At 72.7% G+C, this 23446-nt stretch carries 22 protein-coding genes; 16 read left to right on the plus strand and 6 right to left on the minus strand.

All coding sequences use genetic code 11. The features are described from left to right. Positions 1-713: 713 nt before the first annotated feature. The gene (locus tag ACFYNP_RS22965) at positions 714-2555 is read right to left on the minus strand and encodes a phosphatidylglycerol lysyltransferase domain-containing protein (protein WP_388787679.1); all 1842 of its coding nucleotides are present in this window, start codon (positions 2553-2555) and stop codon (positions 714-716) included. Between the two features lie 150 nt (positions 2556-2705). Between ACFYNP_RS22965 and ACFYNP_RS22970 the strand changes: the two genes are divergently transcribed. Further along, positions 2706-3818 carry an alpha/beta hydrolase gene (locus ACFYNP_RS22970; RefSeq protein ID WP_388787682.1) on the plus strand — a complete coding sequence of 371 codons (1113 nt, stop codon included), beginning with the start codon at positions 2706-2708 and terminating at the stop codon, positions 3816-3818. A 99-nt stretch (positions 3819-3917) separates the two neighbouring features. On the opposite strand, the gene ACFYNP_RS22975 is transcribed toward ACFYNP_RS22970, so the two are convergent. Beyond that, positions 3918-5072, minus strand: a complete 1155-nt coding sequence (locus tag ACFYNP_RS22975; RefSeq protein ID WP_388420301.1) for an ABC transporter ATP-binding protein — start codon at positions 5070-5072, stop codon at positions 3918-3920. A gap of 148 nt (positions 5073-5220) precedes the next feature. On the opposite strand from ACFYNP_RS22975, the gene ACFYNP_RS22980 reads away from it, so the two are divergent. The 4 genes from ACFYNP_RS22980 (at position 5221) to ACFYNP_RS22995 (ending at position 8848) form a co-directional block, all read left to right on the plus strand. Next, positions 5221-5901 carry an ABC transporter permease gene (locus ACFYNP_RS22980; protein ID WP_100577687.1) on the plus strand — a complete coding sequence of 227 codons (681 nt, stop codon included), beginning with the start codon at positions 5221-5223 and terminating at the stop codon, positions 5899-5901. A gap of 3 nt (positions 5902-5904) precedes the next feature. Beyond that, positions 5905-6573: an ABC transporter permease gene (locus ACFYNP_RS22985; protein ID WP_388787684.1), complete on the plus strand. Its 669-nt coding sequence runs from the start codon at positions 5905-5907 to the stop codon at positions 6571-6573. A 152-nt stretch (positions 6574-6725) separates the two neighbouring features. Then, a complete protein-coding gene (locus ACFYNP_RS22990; protein ID WP_388787687.1) occupies positions 6726-7715 on the plus strand; it encodes an ABC transporter substrate-binding protein in 990 nt (329 codons plus the stop codon). An 86-nt stretch (positions 7716-7801) separates the two neighbouring features. Next, on the plus strand, positions 7802-8848 hold the full coding sequence (locus tag ACFYNP_RS22995) for a hypothetical protein (RefSeq protein ID WP_388787689.1): 1047 nt from the start codon (positions 7802-7804) through the stop codon (positions 8846-8848). Positions 8849-8891: 43 nt separating this feature from the next. Here the strand turns inward: ACFYNP_RS22995 and ACFYNP_RS23000 are convergent, their stop codons facing one another. Both ACFYNP_RS23000 and ACFYNP_RS23005 read right to left on the minus strand, forming a co-directional pair. Next, positions 8892-10034, minus strand: coding sequence for an NADH-quinone oxidoreductase subunit D (locus ACFYNP_RS23000; RefSeq protein ID WP_388787692.1), 1143 nt, complete (start codon positions 10032-10034; stop codon positions 8892-8894). Between the two features lie 272 nt (positions 10035-10306). Then, positions 10307-11320 carry an SAM-dependent methyltransferase gene (locus ACFYNP_RS23005; RefSeq protein ID WP_388787781.1) on the minus strand — a complete coding sequence of 338 codons (1014 nt, stop codon included), beginning with the start codon at positions 11318-11320 and terminating at the stop codon, positions 10307-10309. Positions 11321-11524: 204 nt separating this feature from the next. Here ACFYNP_RS23005 and ACFYNP_RS23010 point away from each other — a divergent pair, with 204 nt between their 5' ends. Further along, positions 11525-12733: a sensor histidine kinase gene (locus ACFYNP_RS23010; RefSeq protein WP_388787695.1), complete on the plus strand. Its 1209-nt coding sequence runs from the start codon at positions 11525-11527 to the stop codon at positions 12731-12733. A gap of 54 nt (positions 12734-12787) precedes the next feature. Beyond that, complete coding sequence (locus ACFYNP_RS23015; protein ID WP_388420307.1) at positions 12788-13459, plus strand: response regulator; 672 nt, start codon at positions 12788-12790, stop codon at positions 13457-13459. A gap of 35 nt (positions 13460-13494) precedes the next feature. Here ACFYNP_RS23015 and ACFYNP_RS23020 read toward each other — a convergent pair whose 3' ends face one another. Then, positions 13495-14607 carry a DUF5937 family protein gene (locus tag ACFYNP_RS23020; RefSeq protein WP_388420341.1) on the minus strand — a complete coding sequence of 371 codons (1113 nt, stop codon included), beginning with the start codon at positions 14605-14607 and terminating at the stop codon, positions 13495-13497. Positions 14608-14753: 146 nt separating this feature from the next. Between ACFYNP_RS23020 and ACFYNP_RS23025 the strand changes: the two genes are divergently transcribed. Further along, the gene (locus tag ACFYNP_RS23025) at positions 14754-14981 is read left to right on the plus strand and encodes a hypothetical protein (protein WP_388787698.1); all 228 of its coding nucleotides are present in this window, start codon (positions 14754-14756) and stop codon (positions 14979-14981) included. A gap of 18 nt (positions 14982-14999) precedes the next feature. Here the strand turns inward: ACFYNP_RS23025 and ACFYNP_RS23030 are convergent, their stop codons facing one another. Next, entirely contained in the window at positions 15000-16244 is a 1245-nt protein-coding gene (locus ACFYNP_RS23030; RefSeq protein WP_388787701.1) for a threonine aldolase family protein, read from the minus strand. Positions 16245-16375: 131 nt separating this feature from the next. On the opposite strand from ACFYNP_RS23030, the gene ACFYNP_RS23035 reads away from it, so the two are divergent. From ACFYNP_RS23035 to ACFYNP_RS23070, 8 genes are all read left to right on the plus strand, one after another. Next, positions 16376-17299 (plus strand): Rossmann-like and DUF2520 domain-containing protein, encoded by a 924-nt coding sequence (locus ACFYNP_RS23035; protein WP_388787705.1) that lies wholly within the window; start codon positions 16376-16378, stop codon positions 17297-17299. Further along, positions 17296-18342 carry a pantoate--beta-alanine ligase gene (gene panC / locus ACFYNP_RS23040; protein WP_388787708.1) on the plus strand — a complete coding sequence of 349 codons (1047 nt, stop codon included), beginning with the start codon at positions 17296-17298 and terminating at the stop codon, positions 18340-18342. Before ACFYNP_RS23035 ends, panC begins: the two co-directional genes overlap by 4 nt. Then, positions 18339-20039 carry an L-aspartate oxidase gene (locus ACFYNP_RS23045; protein ID WP_388787710.1) on the plus strand — a complete coding sequence of 567 codons (1701 nt, stop codon included), beginning with the start codon at positions 18339-18341 and terminating at the stop codon, positions 20037-20039. The genes panC and ACFYNP_RS23045 overlap by 4 nt, the downstream gene beginning before the upstream one ends. A gap of 2 nt (positions 20040-20041) precedes the next feature. After that, positions 20042-21067, plus strand: coding sequence for a carboxylating nicotinate-nucleotide diphosphorylase (gene nadC, locus ACFYNP_RS23050; RefSeq protein ID WP_388787713.1), 1026 nt, complete (start codon positions 20042-20044; stop codon positions 21065-21067). Continuing rightward, positions 21067-21873 carry a type III pantothenate kinase gene (locus tag ACFYNP_RS23055; protein WP_388787716.1) on the plus strand — a complete coding sequence of 269 codons (807 nt, stop codon included), beginning with the start codon at positions 21067-21069 and terminating at the stop codon, positions 21871-21873. The genes nadC and ACFYNP_RS23055 overlap by 1 nt, the downstream gene beginning before the upstream one ends. Before the next feature lie 150 nt (positions 21874-22023). Beyond that, entirely contained in the window at positions 22024-22599 is a 576-nt protein-coding gene (locus tag ACFYNP_RS23060; protein WP_388787785.1) for a hypothetical protein, read from the plus strand. Positions 22600-22666: 67 nt separating this feature from the next. Beyond that, the gene (locus ACFYNP_RS23065; RefSeq protein WP_190028658.1) at positions 22667-22840 is read left to right on the plus strand and encodes a hypothetical protein; all 174 of its coding nucleotides are present in this window, start codon (positions 22667-22669) and stop codon (positions 22838-22840) included. A 126-nt stretch (positions 22841-22966) separates the two neighbouring features. After that, positions 22967-23437: a BlaI/MecI/CopY family transcriptional regulator gene (locus ACFYNP_RS23070; protein WP_388420314.1), complete on the plus strand. Its 471-nt coding sequence runs from the start codon at positions 22967-22969 to the stop codon at positions 23435-23437. Positions 23438-23446 lie beyond the last annotated feature (9 nt).

A 23446-nucleotide genomic window follows, 5' to 3' on the forward strand; every position in this document is an offset into this window, starting at 1 on the left:
GCCGGACGGGCTGAAGGTGCCCGATGCTGGCCCGTACCAAGACAATCGGGGTCACCTATAGGGGCGCGGGGAACTGCGCGAGCAACCACGCACGGTGGGCGGACGAGAACGAGGTTAGGGGCGCGGGGAACTGCGCGACTAGCCACGCACGGTGGGCGGACAAAGGCCGAGGTTAGGGGCGCGGGGAACTGCGCGACCAGCCACGCACGGTGGGCGGACGAGGCCGAGGTTAGGGGCGCGAGGAACTGCGCGACCAGCCACGCACGGTGGGCGGACGAGAACGAGGTTAGGGGCGCGAGGAACTGCGCGACCAGCCACGCACGGCCCCGCCTGACGCACCCCCCCCGGAGGGCTGACGCACTGTCCCCCGGAGGGTTGTGGGAAGGGTGGGGAGGGGCCAGGACCCCGAGGGCTGGGGCGAGCCCCAGTGGGTTCGGCTCTGCCCCCGCTCACCCGGCGCAGCCGAAACGCGGCCGACGAGCCACGCACAGGGCCGCCTGACGCACCCCCCCCGGAGGGCTGACGCACCCCCCCGGAGGGTTGCGGGAAGGGGTGGGGAGGGGCCAGAACCCCCGGGGCTGGGGCGGAGCCCCAGTGGGTTCGGCGGGTTTCAGGTGCGGGGCCGCCCGGCCGCCCGCGGCGCAGCCGAAACGCGGAACCCCGGCCCAGGCACCCCGCAGGGGGACCCGGAACCGGGGTTCGAGGGGGCGCGGCTACGCCGCCGTCGCGCCCTGCTTGCTCGGGGGGACGTGCGTGCACGCACGGTCCGGGCGGGCCGCCCGGGTGAGGCGGGCCAGGGGGCCGGGGAGGCCCAGGTTCACGAAGCCCTCCGCCTGCATCACGGCGAAGCCGATGCGGGGGAGGTCGGCGTGGGCCCGGTACACCATGAAGCGCGGCTCCCACCGCGGCTGGAACTTCGCGTTGAACTTGTAGAGGGACTCGATCTGGAACCAGCGGGAGAGGAAGACCAGCAGCCCCCGCCACATCCGCAGCACCGGGCCCGCCCCGATCTTCTCGCCGCGCGCCAGCGCCGAGCGGAACATCGCGAAGTTCAGCGAGACCTGGCGTACGCCGATCTTCTCGCAGGCATGGAGCGAGGCCACGATCAGCAGCTCGTTCATGCCGGGGTCGGCCGCACGGTCGCGGCGCATCATCTCCAGGGACATTCCGTCCTTGCCCCAGGGGACGAAGTGCAGGATGGCCTTCAGGTCGCCGTAGGGGGAGGGGGCGGCGCCCTCGTCGTCGGCCTTGTGGGCCGTCGCGATCACGCAGTCCCCGTCGTTCGGGTCGCCGATGCGGCCGAGCGCCATCGAGAAGCCGCGCTCGGTGTCCGTGCCGCGCCAGTCCTCGGCGGCCCGGCGGACGCGTTCGAGCTCCCCGTCGGAGAGGTCACGAACGCGCCGTACGCGGGTTTCGTAGCCATTGCGCTCGATGCGCTTGACCATCTGGCGTACGTTCCGCATGGCGCGTCCGGCGAGGGAGAAATCCGCGACGTCCACCACCGCCTCGTCACCCAGTTCCAGCGCGTCGAGACCGGTCTCGCGGGTCCAGACCTCGCCGCCGGTCTCCGAGCAGCCGACGACCGCCGGCGTCCAGGAGTGCGCCTTGGCCTCGTCCATGAAGCGCTCGATGGCGCCGGGCCAGGCCTCGACGTCGCCGATCGGGTCGCCCGACGCGAGCATCACGCCGGAGACCACGCGGTAGGTGACGGCCGCCTTGCCGCTGGGCGAGAAGACGACGGCCTTGTCGCGGCGCAGCGCGAAGTGGCCGAGCGAGTCGCGGGCGCCGTGCTTGGCGAGCAGCTCGCGCAGCTTGTGCTCGTCGTCCTCGGTGAGCCGGGCCGCCGGGTGCTCGGGGCGGAAGGCCAGGTAGATCGTGGTGATCGCGGTGAGCAGGCCGAGCGCGCCGAGCGAGTAGCCGACCGTCCAGCTGGTCTTGCCCTGGTACTCGACCGGCCCCTCGACGCCGAACAGGCCGAACATCACGTGCTGGATGCGGTCCACGATGCTCGGGTTGCCGACCGTGCGGTTGGGGTGGACGCTCACGATGACCAGGCCAAGACCCAGCGACCCCGCTCCCATCAGGAAGAAGTTCGCCACCGCCTTCCAGCGGCTGCGCGGGTCGGGCAGGGCGTTGAACTCGCTCCGGTGGCGGACCAGCAGCGTGAGAAGTACCAATGAGATCAGCACCCCGACGACGGAGTGCCGGTACCAGAACTGGGCCACCGCCCCGATCGGCAGCAGCACCACGGCGGCCCGCCAGGCCCGGCGCTTGCGGCGCTTCAGGCCGTGCGCGAGGAGCAGCAGCAGGATGCCCGCGCTGAGTGCCACGGCCGCCGCGAAGGGGCCGAAGGTGCCCGGAAGCACCTCGCTGACCGTGTGGAACCGACTGTGCCGGACGCGATCGAAGACTCCGGCCGCGACGTCCAGGAGGCCCACGATCGTGCAGGCCGTACCGACCAGCTTGGGCACCGACTCGGGGCGCGGCCCGCGGAGGACCTTTCGTACACGAGTCGGAACCGAACCGTTTTTGTCCCCATCTATCCTGACAGACATCGCTTCCCGTGACTCCGCGAGAGATTCAGTTGGCCGGGGGACGGCGTCCGCACCGTCCAGCCGGACAATTTGCGCCCTCTAGGACGGGACTTGTGGGGGGCGGGTTCCCTCGGTCTCAGGAAAATCTCAGCCAGAAAGTTTCATCGACTCATGGGTCTCACGAGCAACAAGGTCCTGGCACTCGCCGTGTTCCTGGCGGTGGTGCTGTTCGCGGTCACCATCTGGTTGTGGCCGCGTCTGGCGCGTCGCAGCTGGAAGGCCGTGACGGGCCGGATCGGGCTGCTGCTCGCGACCCAGCTGGCGATCTTCGCCGCGGTCGGTCTGGCCGCCAACAACTCGTTCCTGTTCTACGGGTCCTGGGCGGATCTGTTCGGTCAGGAACAGGACATGGGCACGGTCGTCGACCACTCGGCGGGCGGCAAGAACGTGCAGGTCGTCGGCAAGCAGAAGCCGGACACCCCGGGCGCGGGCAAGCCGCAGCTGGGCGGCGAGATACAGAAGATCGTCCTGGCCGGCGAGCAGTCCGGTATCACCAGCCCGGCCTACGTCTATCTGCCCCCCGAGTACTTCCAGAAGGCGTACGAGAACAAGACGTTTCCGGCCTCGGTCGTACTGACCGGATATCCGGGCACCGCCGAGAACCTGCTCAAGGGCCTCAGGTACCCGAAGACGGCTTGGGCGCAGGCCAAGCAGAAGAAGATGCAGCCGATGATCCTGATCATGATGCGCCCGACGGTGGCGGGCCAGCGGGACACCGAGTGCGTGAACATACCGGGCGGCCCGCAGACCGAGACGTTCTTCGCCAAGGACGTGCCGGACGCGATCTCGGCGACCTACCGGGTCGGCAAGAAGCCGCAGAACTGGGGCTTCATCGGCAACTCGACCGGCGGCTACTGCGCCCTGAAGATCGGCATGCAGCACCCCGAGCGGTTCGCGGCGAGCGCGGGCCTCTCGGCGTACTACAAGGCCGCGGACGACCCGACGACCGGTGACCTCTTCCACGGCAACAAGCACGAGGAGAACCGCGCCAACCTGCTGTGGAGCCTGGACCACCTGCCGGCCGGCAAGTCGTCGTTCCTGGTCACCAGCTCGCTGTCGGGCGAGGACAACTACAAGCCGACCCAGGCCTTCATCAACAAGGTGAAGGCGCCGGGCCGGGTCTCCTCGATCACGCTGGACAGCGGCGGCCACAACTTCAACACGTGGCGCCGCGAGATCCCGCCGACCCTGGAGTGGATCAGCGGCCGGCTCAGCGCGAGCTGACCGGCGCCGCGCGGCCTTCCGCGGCCCCTGCCCGGTCGGTCGGCGGGCCGCACGCCTTTCTGCTGCCCCCTGGCCCGCCCGGTCGGCGGCCTGCCCGGCTCAGCGCGAGCTCACCGAGGCCACCGATTCGACCGTCACCTCGGTGCGGGGAACCGCCTGCGCGTCCGCGTCGATGGAGCGGCGCAGCGCCTCGTGCAGCCGGGCCGGGGTGAGCACGCCGAGGAAGCGGCCCCGCTCCTCGCGGTCGATGACCGCGATCCAGCCCGCGTCGTGCTGGAGCATCGTGGCGAAGGCCTGCTTGAGGGACGCGCCGACCGGCAGCCAGGCCTCCATGCGCCGGGCGTGCTCGCGGACGGTGCCCTTGCCGAGCCGGGCCTGCTCGCCGGAGATCCAGCCGTGCAGGTTGTCCTCGCCGTCCAGGACGACCGCCCAGCGCGCGATGTCGGCCGGCAGCCGGTCGTCGAGGTGGACCACGGGCGGCTGGTCCAGGTCGCTCTCCTCGATGGGGGTCACCGAGAGCCGCTTGAGGCCGCGGTCGGCGCCGACGAAGTCCGCGACGTAATCGGTGGCGGGGGCGCCGAGCACGGCGGCCGGGGCGTCGAACTGCTCGATGGCGCCCTGCCCGTAGACCGCGATGCGGTCGCCGAGGCGGACCGCCTCCTCGATGTCGTGGGTGACGAAAAGGACGGTCTTGCGCACCTGCGACTGGAGCCTGAGGAATTCGTTCTGCAAGCGCTCGCGCACCACCGGGTCGACCGCGCCGAACGGCTCGTCCATCAGCAGTACGGGCGGATCGGCCGCCAACGCCCTTGCCACGCCCACCCGTTGGCGCTGACCGCCGGAGAGCTGCTCCGGGTAGCGCGCGCCGTACGTCTTCGGATCGAGCCCGACGAGATCGAGCAGCTCGGCCGCGCGCTCCCGCGCGACGGACTTCTTCACGCCGAGCAGATGCGGGACGGTCGCGGTGTTCTCCAGGACCGTCTTGTGCGGGAAGAGCCCGACCTGCTGGATCACATAGCCGATGCGGCGCCGCAGTTGGACGGGGTCGACGGTCGCTATGTCCTCGCCGTCCAGGAATATCCGTCCCTCGGTCGGCTCGATGAGCCGGTTGACCATTTTCATCGTGGTGGTCTTGCCGCACCCCGACGGGCCGACCAGGGTGACCAGTTCACCCTCGGCCACCTCGAAGGACAGGTCGTCCACGGCGGTGGTGCCGTCGGCGTACCGCTTGGTGACGTGCTCGAACCGGATCATGGGTCCCCATTGTGAAGGCAGTCTGGCGCGCTTGTGTGAAGCCCATGTTGCTGTACTGCAAAGGCGCAGGTCGATTGTCAGTGGGCGGGGATAGGGTTTTGGTACGTACGTTCGGGGCACCGGGCGAGAGGTCAGGGGAGGTGGGGGAGTGGCGCAGAACTGCCTGGCGGCGAACGACTGGATCTGCTGGGAGTACGTCAGCTCCCGGAGCCAGGAGCTCACCGACGCGACGGTCCAGCACATCTGGATCACCGCCGTCTCGGTGCTGATCGGTCTGCTCATCGCCTTCCCCCTCGCGCTGCTCGCGCGCGGGCGCAAGGGCGTCGCGGCCACCGTGCTCGGCTTCACGACCGTGCTCTACACCGTGCCCTCGCTCGCGATGTTCGCCCTGCTGCTCCCGCTGCTCGGCCTCTCGGCCGGCCTGGTGATCACGGGCCTGGTGCTCTACTCGCTGACGATCCTGGTGCGCAACATCCTGGCCGGGCTCGAATCGGTGCCCGCGGACGCCCTGGAGGCGGCCCGCGGCATGGGATACGGGCGCATACGGCTGCTGTTCGAGGTCGAGCTGCCGCTGGCGCTGCCGGCCCTGATGGCCGGGCTCAGGATCGCCACGGTGGCCACGGTCGCGCTGACCACGATCGGCTCGCTCGTCGACCACGGGGGCCTCGGCAACCTGATCGAGCAGGGCCTGCCCACCTTCTTCAAGGCGCAGATCCTTACCGCGTCCGTGCTGTGCGTGGTGCTCGCGATAACCGCCGACCTGCTGCTCCTCGGGATCCAGTGGCTGCTCACGCCGTGGACCCGCATCCGTACGGCGAAGGCGGTCTGAGCGATGGGGGTCTTCCCACAGGCCTGGACGTGGCTGACCACCGGCGCCAACTGGTCCGGGGACGACGGCGCCTGGCACCGCCTCGGGGAGCACGTGTACGTCAGCGCGCTCGCCCTCGTGGTGTCCTGCCTGGTCGCGCTGCCGCTCGCGCTGTGGCTCGGTCACCTCGGCAAGGGCGGCGCGCTCGCGGTCAACCTCTCCAACGTCGGCCGTGCGATCCCCGTCTTCGCGGTGCTCGCCCTGTTCATGGTGACGCCGCTGCGCAACGCGGGCTATCTGCCCACCGTGATCGCCCTGGTGCTCTTCGCGGTGCCGCCGCTGCTGACCAACGCCTACGTCGGGATGCGCGAGGTGGACCCGGCGGCGGTGGAGGCGGCCCGGGGCATGGGGATGTCGGGGCGCCAGCTCTTCCTCCAGGTCGAACTGCCGCTGGCCTACCCGCTGATCATGACGGGGCTCCGCTCGGCGGCGGTGCAGATCATCGCGACGGCGACGATCGCCGCGATGGCGGGTCTCGGCGGGCTCGGACGCATAGTCACGGAGGGGTTCGCGGTGTACAACACCCCCCAGGTGGTGGCGGGGGCGATGCTCGTGGCGGCGCTCGCCCTGCTCGTGGAGGGCGCCCTGGTGGCGGTCGACCGCCTCTTCAGCCCGCTGCGCAAGCGTTCGTGAGCCCGCGCCGCCGCCCCGTACCTCCTGCCGTGACTTCCTGTCGTGCTCGCCGCACCGCCTGTTCTCCTCTCGCCCCCACACCTCGTGACCCCGCGGCTCCCTTGATTTCGTGACATCTGATTTCGTGACATCTCCTGGACGGTGAAACCCTCATGAGCAAGATCCTGCGCACGACCGGTGCGGTGCTCGGCACGCTGGCCCTGGCCGGCACGCTCGCCGCGTGCGGCGGCGACAGCCTGGAAAAGAGCAAGGACAAGAGCAGTTCGAGCGCCTCCGGCGGCTCCAGCAGTACGGGCGGGGGGAAGAAGGGCTCGCTGGTGATCGGCGCGGCCGGCTTCACCGAGTCCGCGGTACTCGCCGAGCTGTACTCGCAGGTCCTCGCGGACGCCGGGTACTCGACCTCGGTCACCACCGTGAAGAACCGTGAACTGTACGAGCCGGCCCTGGAGAAGGGCGAGATCGACGTCGTCCCGGAATACGCGGCGACGCTCACCGAATTCCTCAATGCCAAGGCCAACGGCGCCAACGCGAAGCCGATCGCGTCCAGCGATGTGACGGCCACCGTCGCCGAACTGTCCAAGCTGGCCGGGCCGCGCGGACTGAAGGTTCTGCCGGCCGGTGCGGCGGTGGATCAGAACGCGTTCGCGGTGACGAAGGAATTCGCCGCCAAGAACAACCTCAAGACCCTTTCCGACCTGGGGACTTCGAAAGCCGAGGTGAAGATCGCCGCCGGTGACGAGTGCAAGGTCCGGCCATTCTGCGCGCCGGGCCTCACGTCCAAGTACGGCATCGACGTGACCGGCATCGACCCCAAGGGCGTCGGCACCCCGCAGGCCAAGCAGGCCGTCAAGGACGGGGTGGACCAGCTGGTGCTGACCACCACCACCGACGCGACGCTGGACACCTACGGCCTCGTCCTGCTCCAGGACGACAAGAAGTTGCAGAACGCGGACAACGTGCTGCCGGTCGTCAATGCGAAGGACGCGGGCGGCCAGGAGATAGCCGATGCGCTCGGCAAGCTGACCAAGGCGCTGACGACGGACGATCTCGTGGATCTCAACCGCAAGGTCGACGCCGAGCGCGCCAAGCCGGCCGATGTCGCCAAGGCGTATCTCCAGTCCAAGGGACTGATCAAGAAGTAGCCGAATGGGGCGGTCGGAGTAACTACAGGGGAACAGATTGACGGGTGGGGGTCCACGGGCGGGCTACGCACGGTAAATTTCAGGCCATGCCACGTGGACGCCACCGTCATTCCCCTCCGCTGCACCGGCTTCTTCAGCCGTCGGCCGTCGCAGGCGTCTCCGTCCTGTGCGCCGGCGGCGCCTGGCTCTTCGATCAGCCAACGGCGCTCCGGGCCCTGGCCGCGGCCGCCGCGGCGGCCTGTGTCACCGGCTCGGTGCTCATGCGCGCCTGGGACCGGGCGGCGGGCCGCCGGGTCGCCGAGCTGACCCGCTCGCGCGCCGCCGACCAGTGGCGCACCGAGGAGCGGATCGCCGAGCTGGAGACGGAGTTGGAGGAGTCGCGCGAGCTGCGCGGCCGCCTCGACGCCAAGCTCCGCACCAAGCGCATGGAGCTGGCCGGGCTGCGCGGCGAACACGCGGCGCTGCTGCGGCGCTACGCCAACGCGGAGACCGAGCGGGCCAGCGCCCTGGAGGGCCGGCGTCAGCTGGCGCTGGAGTCCGCCGGGCCCAAGGCCCTTACGGCGTCGGGCAGTACGCCGACGCCGGCCTCCTACCTCGCGGCCGCCCGCGCACTGGAGTCCCTCTCGCTCAGCGCCGAACGCCAGGCGAAGGCGCGAGCCGAGGCCGAGGCGTCGCGCATACGCGAGGCCAGGGAGGCGGAGGAGCCGCAGGGGAAGCCCGCGGCGGCCCTCGGCAGCGGGGAGCACACCCGCCCGTCGGCCGCCCTCACCGCCAAGCCCCGCCACGCCGAACTGCCCGCGGCCCCCGCACCGGTCGCCGCCGCGGTGGTCCCCCACCTCGCGCGCCGGGCTGTTCGCCCGGAGGGAAGCTTCGACTTCTTCGGCACGAGCGGCACGAGCGGCACGGGCGGCGCGGGCGGCCCGGAGCCGGTCGCGGCCGCGGACGTGGACCACAAGGCGGCCGCGATCGAGGCCGTCCAGGACGAGGACCTCGCCGATGTGGTGGGTGAGGAGGTCCTCGCGAACCGGGCGCACCAGGGCCCCGACAAGGTGGTCGGCGAGGTCATCGACCTGACCGCCCACGACGAGACGGAACAGCTGGACGTGGCGGTACTGAGGACCGCGATCTCGTAGCACGCACAGGTTGCCGCCGCCCCGAACCGACCGGGGCGGCGCGCTACTTGTCGATGTCGCCGACGACGAAGAACAGCGACCCCAGGATCGCGACCATGTCGGCGACCAGGGTCCCGGGCAGCAGTACGGCGAGCGCCTGGATGTTGTTGAACGAGGCCGAGCGCAGCTTCAGCCGGTACGGGGTCTTCTCGCCCTTGCTGACCAGGTAGTAGCCGTTCACGCCAAGGGGGTTCTCGGTCCAGGCGTAGGTGTGGCCCTCGGGCGCCTTGAGGACCTTGGGCAGCCGCTGGTTGATCGGTCCTGGCGCGAGGCCGGCCATCCTGTCGAGGCAGGCGTCGGCGAGGTCGAGCGCGTTGTGGGTCTGTTCCAGGAGGCACTCGAAGCGGGCGAGGCAGTCGCCCTCGGTGCGGGTGACGACCTTCAGGGTGTCCTGGAGCTCCCCGTACGCCAGGTAGGGCTCGTCGCGCCGCAGGTCGAAGTCGACGCCGGAGGCACGGGCGATCGGGCCGCTCACGCCGTACGCGTGCACGGCCTCGGCGGACAGGACGCCGACGTTCCGGGTGCGGGCCCGGAAGATCTCGTTGCCGAGGACGAGGCCGTCGTACACGTCCATGCGCGAGCGGACCGAGGCGACGGCGTGCCGGACCCGGCCGAGCCAGCCGAGCGGCAGGTCCTCCTTGAGGCCGCCGACCCGGTTGAACATGTAGTGCATGCGGCCGCCGGAGACCTCCTCCATCACGGCCTGGAGTTCCTCGCGCTCGCGGAAGGCGTGGAAGACGGGGGTGATGCCGCCGAGCTCCAGCGGGTACGAGCCGAGGAACATCAGGTGGTTGAGGACGCGGTTCAGCTCTGCGAGCAGGGTGCGGGTCCAGACGGCGCGCTCGGGCACCTCCATGCCGAGCATCCGCTCGACGGCCATGACGACGCCGAGCTCGTTGGAGAACGCGGAGAGCCAGTCGTGGCGGTTGGCCAGCATCACGATCTGGCGGTAGTCGCGGGCCTCGAAGAGTTTTTCCGCGCCGCGGTGCATGTAGCCGATGACCGGCTCGGCCTGTTGAATGCGTTCGCCGTCGAGCACGAGCTTGAGGCGTAGCACTCCGTGGGTGGAGGGGTGCTGGGGGCCGATGTTGAGCACCATGTCGGTGCTCTCCGCCCCGCCCCCGATCCCGACCGTCGTCTCCGTCATGCTGGCCAGTATCCCCCGGGGCCCCCGACCCCCCTGCCACCCGGGCCCCGGCACGGTCCCGCGCTCGCGCCGCACGCGGGAGGTCGCGCAGTTCCCCGCGCCCCCAACCCCGTTTTCGTCCGTCCACCGCGCGTGGCTGGTCGCGCAGTTCCTCGCGCCCCTGGCGGTGCTGGTGCTGGTCGGCGCCGGCGTCTTCGGCCTGTTCCCCGCGCCCCTAAAGGCCTCGGTGCTGGGGCACCTACAGCCCGTCCGGCGGTTGAGGACGAGCGCCCTCAAGGCGCGACCGGGGGTCTGGGGGCGGAGCCCCCAGGTCGCTTCAACCCCCCGGAGGGTTGCGGGAAGGGGCGGGGCGGGGCGACTCCCGGGGTCTGGGGCAGAGCCCCAGGGGGTTGGGGCTGGAGTAGCCAGAGGAAGTCGCCGAGGGCACCCCGCGCGGTGAGCTCGGCCGCCGCCCCCGCGGCCGCCAGCGCGCGGACGTACGCCGCCGGGTCCGAGGACGCCAGGGCCAAGGGGGGCCGGGCCCCCGAGACCCCGAGGCGGGCCAGGGCCTCGCGCTGGGGGAGCAGCTCCGCGCCGGGCAGCGCGCACGCGTCGAGGGCCACATGCGCGGTGATGTCGCAGGATCCGTCCGGCACCGGCACCACCTCGCGCCCGTCCCGGAATCCGGCCAGGGTTCCGAAGGGCGGCCGGGCACCTCGCTCGTGCGCGTAGTCCACCGCCACCGCGAGGCCCGCCGAGAGCGAGCCGACCGCGGCCGCCCACGCCGCGTCGCGCGGCCGGCCGATCTCGGCCCGGGCCCCCGGCTCGCTCAGCGGCCACCACCGCGCGAGCCACTCCGCGTCCGCGCCCGACACCGGCGCGCCCAGGGTCTCGGTGCCGTCGGGCCCGACGAGGACGAGCCGGGCAACCCCCGCCGCGTCGACCTCGGCCACCTCCACCGGCACGTTGTCGAGCCACTCGTTCGCGAAGAGCAGCCCCCGGATGCCCCGCGGCACCGAATCCCGCCAGACGATCCGCTCGTCGAGCCCGGCGGGGCGGGCCGCGCGCTCGACGGCGTACGCCCGGACCGGAAAGTCCGCCGGGAGCGCGGCGAGCACCCCGGTGAGCAGTTCCCCGCGCCCGGCGCCGACGTCCACGAGGTCGAAGGGCCCGGGCCCGAGCCCGGCCGCGACCTCGGTCAGGAGGCGGGCGACCGCCCCCGCGAAGAGCGGCGAGGCATGCACCGACGTGCGGAAATGCCCGGCCGGCCCCTCGGGCCGCAGATAGAACCCGCCGTCCCCGTACAGCGCCCGCTCGGTGGCCGCACGCCACCCGAGGAGCGCGCCCCGCCCCGGCGGATCCGCCGGCCCCGGCCGGTTGTCGTCGCCGGAGTGCTGACACGTCTCATCCGTCACGCGCCCAAGTCTCCACCTTGCGGAGTACGCCGCCGGGATCAGGATCGCCCCGGCGGTTGACCCCTGCGCCTGTCCGCTTTCCCTACGCTGGGTTACGTGCAGCGCCTCTACGACTTCATCCGCAGGAACCCGACCGGGGTCGACGCCTTCTGGGCCGTCGTCCTGTTCGGGTTCTCCTGCCTGCAGATCCTGTCGGGGCCGCACAACGCGCAGCAGCCGGCCTGGAGCCTCCAGGTCCTGGTCTCGCTCGGGATGGGCGTGGCCGTGGCGCTGCGCCGCCGGATGCCCGAGCGGATGCTGCTGCTCGTCATCGCCGTGGGCCTGGCGCAGCTGGCGCTGGACGTCCAGCCGCGGATCGAGGACTTCGCGATGCTGGTTCTCGTCTACACCGCGGCCTCCGTGGGCGAGCGCTGGGCCTCGCGGGTGGCGTTGATCGGCGGGTTGTTCGCGGCTCCGCTCGCCCAGGTGCGCTGGGCGGAGGCGGGGGCGGGGAACAGCGGGCAGGACAAGGTCTTCTTCGTCGTCATCATGACGGTCCCGTTCGTGCTCGCCTGGGTGCTCGGCGACTCGATGCGCACCCGCAAGGCGTACTTCGCGCAGCTGGAGGAGCGGGCCTCGCGCCTGGAGCGGGAGCGCGAGGCGCAGGCGAAGGTGGCGGTCGCCGCCGAGCGGGCCCGGATCGCCCGAGAGCTGCACGACGTGGTGGCGCACAACGTCTCGGTGATGGTGGTCCAGGCCGACGGCGCCGCCTATGTCATGGACACCTCGCCGGACCAGGCGAAGACGGCCCTGGAGACCATCTCGATGACGGGCCGTCAGGCGCTGGCCGAGATGCGCCGGCTGCTCGGGGTGCTGCGCACCGGCGAGCACCAGGAGGCGGGGGAGTACGTCCCGCAGCCCGACGTCCAGCAGATCGAGGACCTGGTGGAGACGGTCCGGGGGGCGGGTCTCACCGTCGACTTCAAGGTCGAGGGCACTCCGCGCCCGCTGCCCAGCGGCGTCGAGCTGACGGCGTACCGCATCGTGCAGGAAGCCCTCACCAACACGCGCAAGCACGGCGGTCCGGACGCGGGGGCGAGCGTGCGGCTCGTGTACTTCGACGACGGCCTCGGCCTCCTCGTCGAGGACGACGGCCGCGGCGCCGCCCACGAGATGTACGAGGACGGCGGCGCGGACGGCCGGGGCCACGGCCTGATCGGCATGCGGGAGCGGATCGGCATGGTCGGGGGCACCCTTGACGCGGGGCCGCGCCCCGGCGGCGGCTTCCGCATCAGCGCCCTGCTGCCGCTCAAGCCGGCCCACTGATTTCCGGTACGTGTTCGTGTGCCGGACCTTGTACGGCGTGATGGAGAGGGAACGATGACGATCCGCGTGATGCTCGTCGACGACCAGGTGCTGCTGCGCACCGGCTTCCGGATGGTGCTCGCCGCCCAGCCGGACATGGAGGTCGTCGCGGAGGCGGGCGACGGCGCGGAGGCGATCGACATCCTGCGCGCGACCGCCGTCGACGTGGTCCTGATGGACGTGCGCATGCCGAGGCTGGACGGAGTGGAGGCCACCCGGCGCATCTGCGGGGCGCCGAACCCGCCGAAGGTGCTGATCCTGACCACCTTCGACCTGGACGAGTACGCCTTCTCCGGCCTGAAGGCCGGGGCCAGCGGCTTCATGCTGAAGGACGTGCCGCCGGGCGAACTGCTGGCCGCGATCCGCTCGGTCCACAGCGGCGACGCGGTGGTCGCGCCCTCGACGACCCGGCGGCTGCTCGACCGGTTCGCCCCGATGCTCCCCACCAGCGGCAAGGAGCCCGAGCACAAGCAACTGGAGCGGCTGACCGAGCGCGAGCGGGAGGTCATGCTGCTGGTCGCGCAGGGCCTGTCCAACGGCGAGATCGCGGCCCGCCTCGTCCTGTCGGAGGCCACCGTGAAGACCCACGTGGGCCGCATCCTGACCAAGCTGGAGCTGCGCGACCGGGTCCAGGTGGTGGTCCTGGCGTACGAGACCGGCCTGGTGCGGGCGGGCGGCGCCGGCTGACCCGGCCGCCCGGCCCGGGACGCGCGCCCGCAGGCTCAGCGCAGCACGCCCTCCAGGAAGTCGCTGCCGAGCCGGGCCACCACCGTCAGGTCCAGCTGGTGCAGTACGTACCGGCCGCGCCGGCGGGTGGTGATGAGCCCGGCCTTCTTCAGGAGGGCCAGGTGGCGGGAGACCTCCGGAGCGGTGATCCCGTGCGCGTCGGCGAGCTCGCTCGTGGTGTACGGGGAGCGGGCGAGGTTGCGGCACAGGCGCATCCGCATCGGGTGGGCCAGCGCCTCCATCCGCAGCTTGAGCGTCTCCACCGAGGCGGGTGAGGGCAGTTCGGGGCCGTGCACCGGATAGTGGATCACCGGCCGCCAGCCCGGTGCGTGCAGCACCATCAGATGCGGCCAGCCGAACGAGGTGGGCACGAAGGTGAGCCCCGCGCCGGGCTCCGGGTCGGTGGCGATCGTGCGGCCCTCGGTCAGCTTGTCGATGCTGATCCGGGTGCCGCCCTGGTCGACGCTGAGCGCGGCCGAGACCGATCCGATCGCCTCGTCGAGGCCCTTGCGGCGCAGCAGTTCCGCCTTGTGCCGTGCGTCGGCGGCCAGTTGGACCCGGACCCGCTGCCAGGTGTCCGCGAAGAAGGCCTGCTCGCAGTCCTCCAGGAGGCGTCGAAGCCAGGCCCGTACGGACGCGGGATCGTCCAACAGGCGCTGGGTGAACTCCACTTGCCGCGGGCCGCGCGTCGCCGCCATCTCCAGGGCCCGCATCCGCATCGCCGGATCGTGCAGCGGGGAGGGCGTCTTGACCCCGTACAGGCTGGAGCAGGTGAACTCCAGGGCGGCGGAGGTGAACCGCTCGTCGGTGAGCCGGTCGAGCAGATCGAGGTCCTCGGTGAGCGTGGCGCCGGGGGTGCCGTCGTGACCGGGTATGCCGGCGAACGGCATGAACACGTCGGAGAAGGTGTTGCGCCACAGGAACTCGGCCTCGTGCAGCCGGTCCGCGAGGTCCGGCTTGAGGGCCGCCGCAGTGGCCGTCGCCCAGCCGTGCAGGCCCGGGTGGTGACCCGGCTCCGAGAGCGCGTGCAGGGCGAGGCCCAGCTCCGCGAGCGGGGAGATCGCGAAGCCGATGCGCTCGGGCGGCAGGCCCGTGATGTCGATGGTCACGCTCATGCGCCCATGGTGCACCGGCGCACCGGCGGAGCGGCCGTCGATTGACGGTCTCGGTCAATCGACGGCGCTGGTCAGGGCGCCATTTGACGCGACTCGTCAATCGGCGCGACGCGGCGCCCGCACGGGCTCACCGTGGATACATGGACGCGATGCAGCAGCACATGATCGACAGATACCGCGCGGCCCGCCTCGGCGAGCCCGCGCCGCCGGTGCCGGGGACCCACGACGTGGTGACCGTGCGCGGGATGCGCGACTACCGGCGCTTCGAGGCGGTCCTGGCGGGCCGCCTCGCCACCGGCAGACTGCGCGCGGCCCTGGCCCACCTGATCGCCCCGCGGCACAGCCGCCGCCCGCCCGCCTGCCCGTGAGCCCACGGCGGGAGCGGGCTACGGCAGCAGCCGTACGAAGTCGGCCACCGCGGCCCGTACGTCCTCGGCGGTCCACGCGAGGCCCGGCGCGTTCACGGTGACCTCGGTGAGGGCGAGGCCCGCCGGGCCCGAGGGGCTCGTGAACCAGCGCCGGAACAGGCACGTGCCCGCCTCGGCCTGCCGGAGGGCCGCGGCGCTGAGCACCTCGGCGTCGTAGGGCAGCCACACCTGGAACTGGTGGGTGTGCGGCGGCTCGGGGTGCACCCGGAACCACGGGACGCCCGCCTCGGCCAGGCCCGCCGCGATCGCACCTGCCACGACCTTGGCATGGGCCACGTACGACGGCAGCTCGGGCAGTTCGCGGCGCAGTCCGAGCAGGCCGGACAGGGCGGCGGGGAACTGCTGGAAGAGCTGGCCGCCGTAGCGGTGGCGCCAGGCGCGGGCCTGCGCGATCAGTGACTCCGGGCCCGCGAGGACCGCCCCCGAGAGGCCGCCCAGGGTCTTGTAGAAGGACACGTACACGCTGTCCGCGAGGCCCGCGATCTCGCGCAGCGGGCGGCCGAAGTGGGCGGTGGTTTCCCACAGCCTGGCCCCGTCGAAGTGCACCACCGCGTCCCGCTCGCGGGCCGCCTCCACCATGGCGGTCAGCTCGTCCCAGGTCGGCAGCACATAGCCCGCGTCGCGCAGCGGAAGCTCCAGCATCAGCGTGCCGAACGGCTCCTCGAAGTCGCGCACCTCCGCCGCGCTCGGCAGCCGGGGCTCGTGGGTCGGGTGGACCGTGCGCAGGCCGCTGAGCTGTCCGAAGGCCTGGCGCTCGTGCACCTCGGGGTGGGCGAGCGGATGCAGGGCGACCGTCGTGTCGCCGGTGCGCGCGGCCCAGCAGCGCAGCGCGACCTGCTGGGCCATCGTGCCGGTGGGGAAGAAGGCGGCGGCCGGGAAGCCGAGCTCCTCGGCGGTGCGGCGCTCCAGCTCGGCCACCGCGCCGTCGCCGTAGAGGTCGGCGAACGCGTCCAGGTCGTAGACCTCGGCGCCGTCCGCGAGGAGGGCCGTCAGGCGCTCGGCCAGGGTGTGGTCGACCGTGTGGTGCGCCAGGGTCCGCCCGGCGCTCCTGAAGACGGCCAGGCGCCGCTGGTGGCCCTGTTCCGGAGTCTCCTCCGGGGTTTCCTCCGGTGTTGCTCCCGGGGTCGCCGGGGTCTTGTCCGGTGCCGCTCCCGGGGCCGGGGCGGAGGAGTCGGGGCGGGGATTCGGCTCGGTGTCTGGCATGGGGCGATGATCGCCCACACCCTGTGGACAACCAAAGGGGTTTCCGGGGCCGGGGCGTAGCATGAGCGGGCCGTTTGATTTGGTTCGGCGTCCGGTACCCCTCGCGGACTGGAACGGAAGGCCCCCACCGCGTGAACGCACCATCAGAGCACCGCCACGAACACAGCCCGGCGGACCGACCCGCCCGCCTCGCCGTGGGCGTCGTCGGCGCGGGCCGGGTCGGCCCCGCCCTCGCCGCCGCGCTCCAGCTGGCCGGACACCGCCCGGTCGCGGTCTCCGGCGTCTCCGACGCCTCGGTGCGCAGGGCCGCCGCCCTGCTGCCCGACGTGCCGCTGGTGCCGCCGGCCGAGGTCTTCGCGCGCGCCGAGCTCGTCCTTCTGACCGTGCCCGACGACGCGCTGCCGGGCCTGGTGGAGGGTCTCGCCGAGACGGGCGCGATCCGCCCGGGCCAGCTCCTGGTGCACACCTCCGGGCGGTACGGCACGGCCGTCCTCGACCCGGCCAGGCGGGCCGGCGCGCTGCCGCTCGCCCTGCACCCGGCGATGACGTTCACCGGTACGGCCGTGGACGTCCAGCGCCTGGCGGGCTGCTCGTTCGGCGTGACCGCCCCCGAGGAGCTGCGGCTCGCCGCGGAGGCCCTGGTCATCGAGATGGGCGGCGAGCCCGAGTGGATCGCGGAGGGCGACCGCCCGCTCTACCACGCGGCCCTCGCGCTCGGTGCGAACCACCTGGTCACGCTGGTCGCCCAGTCGATGGAGCTGCTCGAACGGGCCGGTGTCGCCCACCCCGACCGGATGCTCGGCCCGCTGCTCGGCGCGGCCCTCGACAACGCCCTGCGCTCGGGCGACGCGGCCCTGACCGGCCCGGTCGCGCGCGGCGACGCGGGCACGGTCGCCGCCCACGTGGCCGAGCTGCGCAAGCACGCGCCGGGCACGGTCGCCGGATACCTCGCGATGGCCCGTACGACCGCGGACCGGGCGCTCGCGCACGGTCTGCTCAAGCCCGAGCTCGCCGAGGACCTGCTCGGGGTGCTCGCCGAGGGAGACGAACGATGACCGCCCTGGTGCGTACGGCCGCGGAGCTCGCGGCCCTGGAGCACACCGGCCGCCGTGCCGTCGTGATGACGATGGGCGCGCTGCACGAGGGCCACGCCACCTTGATCCGCACCGCCCGTGAGCTGGCGGGACCCGACGGGCAGGTCGTGGTGACCGTCTTCGTCAACCCGCTCCAGTTCGGCGCGGGCGAGGACCTGGACCGCTATCCCCGCACCCTGGACGCGGACCGCGCGATCGCCGAACGGGCGGGCGCCGACGCGGTGTTCGCGCCCTCCGTGGACGAGGTCTACCCCGGCGGCGAGCCCCAGGTGCGCGTCACCGCGGGCCCCATGGGCGAGCTCCTCGAAGGCGCGGCCCGGCCCGGCCACTTCGACGGCATGCTCACCGTCGTCGCCAAGCTGCTCCACCTCAGCGCGCCCGATGTCGCCCTGTACGGGCAGAAGGACGCCCAGCAACTGGCGCTGATCCGGCGCATGGTGCGCGATCTGAACTTCCCGGTCGAGGTCGTCGGCGTGCCGACGGTCCGCGAGGACGACGGGCTCGCCCTGTCCAGCCGCAACCGCTACCTCGCCCCGGCCGAACGGACCGCGGCCCGCGCCCTGTCGCGCGCTCTGTTCGCGGCCCGTGACCGGCTGGCCGCGGAGCACGCCCTGCACGCGCGGGCCAGCGCCGGGGGCGCGGCCGCCGGCCGGGCCGACGCGCTCACCGCGATCGGCGAGGCCCGCGCCGCCGCCGACGCGCACGCGGTCGCCGCGGCCGGGCCGTCGCCCGCCGCCATCAAGGCCGTCGCCCAGGGCGTGCTCGACGCCGCCGCGAAGGCCGAACCCCCGGTCGCGGTCGACTACTTGGCGCTCGTCGACCCGGCGACGTTCCGGGAGATCGGCCACACCGGCGAGGACGGGTCCGGGAGTCGTCCCCCGGCAGGACACGGCCGGGAGGCCCCCGAGGGATTCGACGGCACGGCGATCCTCGCGGTCGCCGCCCGCGTCGGCACCACCCGCCTCATCGACAACATCCCGCTCACGTTTGGAGCACCGCAATGACCCGTACCGGAATACGGCTCGACGCCCCCGCCGCCGGCTGGGCCATCGACGCGGACGTCGTGGTCGTCGGCTCCGGCGTCGCGGGCCTGACCGCCGCGCTGCGCTGCACCGCGGCCGGTCTGGCCACGGTCGTCGTCACCAAGGCCCGCCTGGACGACGGCTCCACGCGCTGGGCCCAGGGCGGCATAGCGGCCGCCCTCGGCGAGGGCGACTCCCCCGAGCGGCACCTGGACGACACGCTGGTGGCCGGCGCGGGCCTGTGCGACGAGGACGCGGTGCGGCTCCTGGTCACCGAAGGCCCGGACGCGGTACGGCGGTTGATCGCCACCGGCGCCCACTTCGACACCGACGACTCGGGCGCGATCTCCCTGACCCGCGAGGGCGGCCACCACCGCCGGCGCATCGCGCACGCGGGCGGCGACGCCACGGGCGCCGAGATCTCCCGGGCGCTCGTCGAGGCGGTCCGCGACCAGGCGGTGCGCACCATCGAGAACGCCCTGGTCCTCGACCTCCTCAAGGACGAGCACGGCCGTACCGCGGGCATCACCCTGCACGTCATGGGCGAGGGCCAGCACGACGGCGTCGGCGCGGTCCACGCCCCCGCGGTCGTCCTCGCGACCGGCGGCATGGGCCAGGTGTTCTCGGCGACCACCAACCCGTCCGTGGCCACCGGCGACGGGGTGGCCCTCGCGCTGCGGGCCGGCGCCGAGATCTCCGACCTCGAATTCGTCCAGTTCCACCCCACGGTCCTCTTCCTCGGCGCCGAGTCGGAGGGCCAGCAGCCGCTGGTCTCGGAGGCCGTACGCGGCGAGGGCGCCCACCTGGTGGACGCGGCCGGCACCCGCTTCATGCTCGGGCAGCACGAGCTGGCCGAGCTCGCCCCGCGCGACATCGTCGCCAAGGCCATCACGCGCCAGATGCAGGCGCAGGGCGCCGAGCACATGTACCTGGACGCCCGGCACTTCGGCGCCGAGATGTGGGAGCAGCGCTTCCCGACGGTCCTGGCCGCCTGCCGCTCGCACGGCATCGACCCGGTGACCGAGCCGATCCCGGTCGCCCCGGCCGCGCACCACGCCTCCGGCGGCGTCCGCACCGACCTGCGCGGCCGCACCACCGTGCCGGGCCTGTACGCGTGCGGTGAGGTCGCCTGCACCGGAGTGCACGGTGCCAACCGGCTCGCCTCCAACTCCCTCCTGGAGGGCCTGGTCTTCGCCGAGAACATCGCGGCGGACATCGCGGAGAACCCGGCCGTGCTCCCGCCGACTCCCGTACCAGGGGCGGAAGTCGACGCGGATCCGCACGACGGCCCCGTACCGCTGCTCGACCCGGCGACCCGGATCCAGATCCAGCGGATCATGACCAACGGCGCCGGGGTGCTGCGCTCCGCCGAGAGCCTCGCCGAGGCCGCCGAGCGCCTGGAGGCGATCCACGCCGACGAGCGCAAGGCCGCCGTGCCGGGCGTCGAGGCCTGGGAGACCACCAACCTGCTGCTGGTCGCCCGGGCCCTGGTCGCCGCGGCGGCCGCGCGCGAGGAGACCCGCGGCTGCCACTGGCGCGCGGACCGGCCGGACCGCGACGACGCGGCCTGGCGCCGCCACCTCGTCGCCCGCGTCACCCCCGGGCGGTCCCTGGACATCCGCCCCACCACCAGCGCCACCTTCCCCCCGACCGTCGCAGCCACCCCCCTGGAGCCGTAACCGTGAGCACGCCCGAGGAACTCCGTCCCCAGCCGGTGGACGTCCCCCTGATCCAGATCGGTGCGCCCGTCCAGGGCGGCGGCTGCGGTGACGACTGCGGCTGCGGCGGCGAGGAAGTGTACGAGTGCGGGCTCGACCCCGCACTCGCCGCGCTGCTCGCCGAGTCCGGCCTCGACCCCGTCCAGGTCGAGGACATCGCCCACCTCGCCATCGAGGAGGACCTGGACGGCGGCTTCGACGTCACATCGGCGGCCACCGTCCCCCAGGACGCCGTCGCCACCGGCGACTTCACCGCCCGCGAGGCCGGTACGGTCGCGGGCCTGCGGGTCGCCGAGGCGATCCTGTCCATCGTGTGCACCGAGGAGTTCGAGGTCGAGCGGCACGTCGCCGACGGCGACCGGGTGGCCGCGGGCCAGAAGCTGCTCAGCGTCACCACCCGCACCCGTGACCTGCTGACCGGCGAGCGCAGCGCGCTCAACCTGCTGTGCCGCCTCTCCGGCATCGCGACCGCCACCCGCGCCTGGGCCGACGCCCTGGAGGGCACCAAGGCGCAGGTCCGCGACACCCGCAAGACCACCCCGGGCCTGCGCGCCCTGGAGAAGTACGCGGTGCGCTGCGGCGGCGGCGCCAACCACCGCATGTCCCTGTCGGACGCGGCGCTGGTCAAGGACAACCACGTGGTCGCGGCCGGCGGGGTGGCCGAGGCCTTCAAGGCCGTACGGGACCGCTTCCCGGACCTCGCCGTCGAGGTCGAGGCCGACACCCTGGACCAGGTCGCCGAAGTCCTGTACGCCGGGGCCGACCTGATCCTGCTCGACAACTTCACGCCCGCCGAGACGGCCGAGGCGGTCGCCCTGGTCGGGGGCCGCGCGATGCTCGAATCCTCGGGCCGCCTCACCCTGGCGAACGCCGCCGAGTACGCGGCGACGGGCGTCGACTACCTGGCGGTGGGCGCCCTCACGCACTCCTCGCCGATCCTGGACATCGGTCTCGACCTGCGCGAGGCCGGCCGAGAGGGCTCGGCCTGATGCTGCTCACCATCGACGTCGGCAACACCCACACCGTCCTCGGCCTGTTCGACGGCGAGGAGGTCGTCGAGCACTGGCGGATCTCCACCGACGCCCGCCGCACCGCGGACGAGCTGGCCGTGCTGCTCAACGGCCTGATGGGCACCCACCCGCTGCTCGGCGCGGAACTCGGCGACGGCATCGAGGGCATCGCGATCTGCGCGACCGTCCCCTCGGTCCTGCACGAGCTGCGCGAGGTGACCCGCCGCTATTACGGCGACGTCCCCGCGGTCCTGGTGGAGCCGGGCATCAAGACGGGCGTGCCGGTCCTGACCGACCACCCCAAGGAGGTCGGCGCCGACCGCATCGTCAACTCGGTCGCCGCCGTCGAGCTGTACGGCGGCCCGGCGATCGTCGTCGACTTCGGTACGGGCACGACGTTCGACGCGGTCAGTGCGCGCGGCGAGTACGTCGGCGGTGTCATCGCCCCCGGCATCGAGATCTCCGTCGACGCGCTCGGCCTCAGGGGCGCCCAGCTCCACAAGATCGAGGTGGCCCGGCCCCGCTCGGTGATCGGCAAGAACACCGTCGAGGCGATGCAGGCCGGCATCGTGTACGGGTTCGCGGGCCAGGTCGACGGCGTCGTGCGGCGCATGAAGCGCGAGCTGGTCGGCCCCGACGGCGACCCGGACGACGTGACGGTGATCGCGACCGGCGGCCTGGCCCCCACGGTCCTCGGCGAGGCCGAGGAGATCGACGAGCACGAGCCGTGGCTGACCCTGATCGGCCTGCGCCTGGTGTACGAGCGCAACGTGCCGCGCTCCTGAGTCCCCTGGCTCCCGAGGTCCCCGGCCGGTGCCGGGCGCGCGGGCCCCGCGGGGCCCGTCAACGCGCCCGGCATCGGCATGTTAAGCGGATTTTGTCCCTTTAGGACGTATCGTCGCCGCATGCCCACGCCATACGGATCCCGCGGCGGCATGGCGTTCGGTGCGGACGAGCTGCGTGTGCTCCGACGCGCCCTCGCCATCGCCCTCCACCCCAGCGCCGTCCAGGATGAGGACATCCGGGACTGCCTGCGTCTGGCCGACTCCGTGGACGAGGCCGTCCGCGAGGGGGAGCGGCTGCGCGCCTTCCTGCTCGCCGACCTCGACCGCTACCGTGACGCGCTCCCCGGCTCGCTGCCCGGATACACCGAGCTGCTCCAGGACGCCCTGGCGGCAGGCTACGAGCCCGGGCCCGACGACCTGGCCGCGCTGCGGGCGCTGCGCTCGGACCCGGTGTGCGAAGCCCTCCTGGAGCGCTGCCGGCGGATCGCCGAGCGTTCGGTGCGGGCCCGCCTGGCGGGCCGCGCGGTCGCGGCGCCCGACCGGCGCGGCAGGCTCCTGACCCTGGTCGGCGGGGGCGCGGCCGGCGGCGACAAGGCGGCCGAGCCCGCGCCGGGCACCCCGGCCCGCCCGGCGCCCGCGCCCGAGCGGCCCGTACCCAAGCCCTCCGAGGTCTTCCCGCCGCGCCGCCGACCCGAGCCCCCGGCCGAGGAACGGCGAGCGGGCTGAGGGACGCCCGGCGGGTCGCGGCCCACCCGGCCCCGACCCGCCGGGCGTCCCTCGCTACCCTGTCGGTATGGACTACGTTTCCGCGCTTCTGCCCCCCGTGGTGATGGCCATCTTCTTCATCGCGCTCGTCGTGACGATCGTGAAGAGCCAGGGCGGCCCCAACAAGGGCAAGGAGGACGCGGCCGTGGACAGCGCGCTCGCCCGCGCCGAGGCCGCACAGCAGAAGCCCGCCTCACCCTGACCGCACGCGGTCCGGAGGGGTACGTACAGCGGGGGCGCACGGGGTATTTCCCCACGTGCGCCCTTTTTGCTGCGCGCTAACTGCAAATAAGCAGCCATTCGCGACATCTCCCACTATGGTGCAGTTGTGCCCCGTCAATTGGGAGAGCTGGAAGACGCCGTCATGACCCGGGTCTGGCAGTGGAACCGCCCGGTGACCGTCCGGGAAGTCCTCGAAGACCTTCAGCAGGAACGGTCCATCGCGTACACCACGGTCATGACCGTAATGGACAATCTCCATCAGAAGGGCTGGGTCCGCCGGGAAGTGGACGGGCGGGCCTATCGATATACCGCGGTCTCCACGCGGGCCGCCTACGCCGCAGCACTGATGAACGAAGCCTGGTCCCAGAGCGACAACCGGGCGGCCGCACTCGTCGCCTTCTTCGGCATGATGTCCCCCGAGGAGCGCGAAGCACTGCGCGATGCCGTCCGCATGGTGCAGGAGCCGGAACCCGAACGGGACCGCGAACCCGAACGGGACCGCGAACCCGAACGGGACCGCGAACCCGAACAGGGATCCGAAGAGGGCGATGCGCCCGGACCCGAAGCGGGGCGATAGCGTCCAGGC

The sequence above is a fragment of the Streptomyces sp. NPDC006691 genome (genome assembly GCF_042869955.1).
Classification (GTDB): Bacteria; Actinomycetota; Actinomycetes; order Streptomycetales; family Streptomycetaceae; genus Streptomyces.

What these genes read in the sequence shown, in the direction of transcription:
- ACFYNP_RS22965 (WP_388787679.1), bottom strand. Translation starts at nt 2,555, where the DNA reads ATGTCTGTCAGGATAGATGGGGACAAAAACGGTTCGGTTCCGACTCGT.
- ACFYNP_RS22970 (WP_388787682.1), top strand. Translation starts at nt 2,706, where the DNA reads ATGGGTCTCACGAGCAACAAGGTCCTGGCACTCGCCGTGTTCCTGGCG.
- ACFYNP_RS22975 (WP_388420301.1), bottom strand. Translation starts at nt 5,072, where the DNA reads ATGATCCGGTTCGAGCACGTCACCAAGCGGTACGCCGACGGCACCACC.
- ACFYNP_RS22985 (WP_388787684.1), top strand. Translation starts at nt 5,905, where the DNA reads ATGGGGGTCTTCCCACAGGCCTGGACGTGGCTGACCACCGGCGCCAAC.
- ACFYNP_RS22990 (WP_388787687.1), top strand. Translation starts at nt 6,726, where the DNA reads ATGAGCAAGATCCTGCGCACGACCGGTGCGGTGCTCGGCACGCTGGCC.
- ACFYNP_RS22995 (WP_388787689.1), top strand. Translation starts at nt 7,802, where the DNA reads ATGCCACGTGGACGCCACCGTCATTCCCCTCCGCTGCACCGGCTTCTT.
- ACFYNP_RS23000 (WP_388787692.1), bottom strand. Translation starts at nt 10,034, where the DNA reads ATGACGGAGACGACGGTCGGGATCGGGGGCGGGGCGGAGAGCACCGAC.
- ACFYNP_RS23015 (WP_388420307.1), top strand. Translation starts at nt 12,788, where the DNA reads ATGACGATCCGCGTGATGCTCGTCGACGACCAGGTGCTGCTGCGCACC.
- ACFYNP_RS23025 (WP_388787698.1), top strand. Translation starts at nt 14,754, where the DNA reads ATGGACGCGATGCAGCAGCACATGATCGACAGATACCGCGCGGCCCGC.
- ACFYNP_RS23030 (WP_388787701.1), bottom strand. Translation starts at nt 16,244, where the DNA reads ATGCCAGACACCGAGCCGAATCCCCGCCCCGACTCCTCCGCCCCGGCC.
- panC (WP_388787708.1), top strand. Translation starts at nt 17,296, where the DNA reads ATGACCGCCCTGGTGCGTACGGCCGCGGAGCTCGCGGCCCTGGAGCAC.
- ACFYNP_RS23045 (WP_388787710.1), top strand. Translation starts at nt 18,339, where the DNA reads ATGACCCGTACCGGAATACGGCTCGACGCCCCCGCCGCCGGCTGGGCC.
- ACFYNP_RS23055 (WP_388787716.1), top strand. Translation starts at nt 21,067, where the DNA reads ATGCTGCTCACCATCGACGTCGGCAACACCCACACCGTCCTCGGCCTG.
- ACFYNP_RS23060 (WP_388787785.1), top strand. Translation starts at nt 22,024, where the DNA reads ATGGCGTTCGGTGCGGACGAGCTGCGTGTGCTCCGACGCGCCCTCGCC.
- ACFYNP_RS23065 (WP_190028658.1), top strand. Translation starts at nt 22,667, where the DNA reads ATGGACTACGTTTCCGCGCTTCTGCCCCCCGTGGTGATGGCCATCTTC.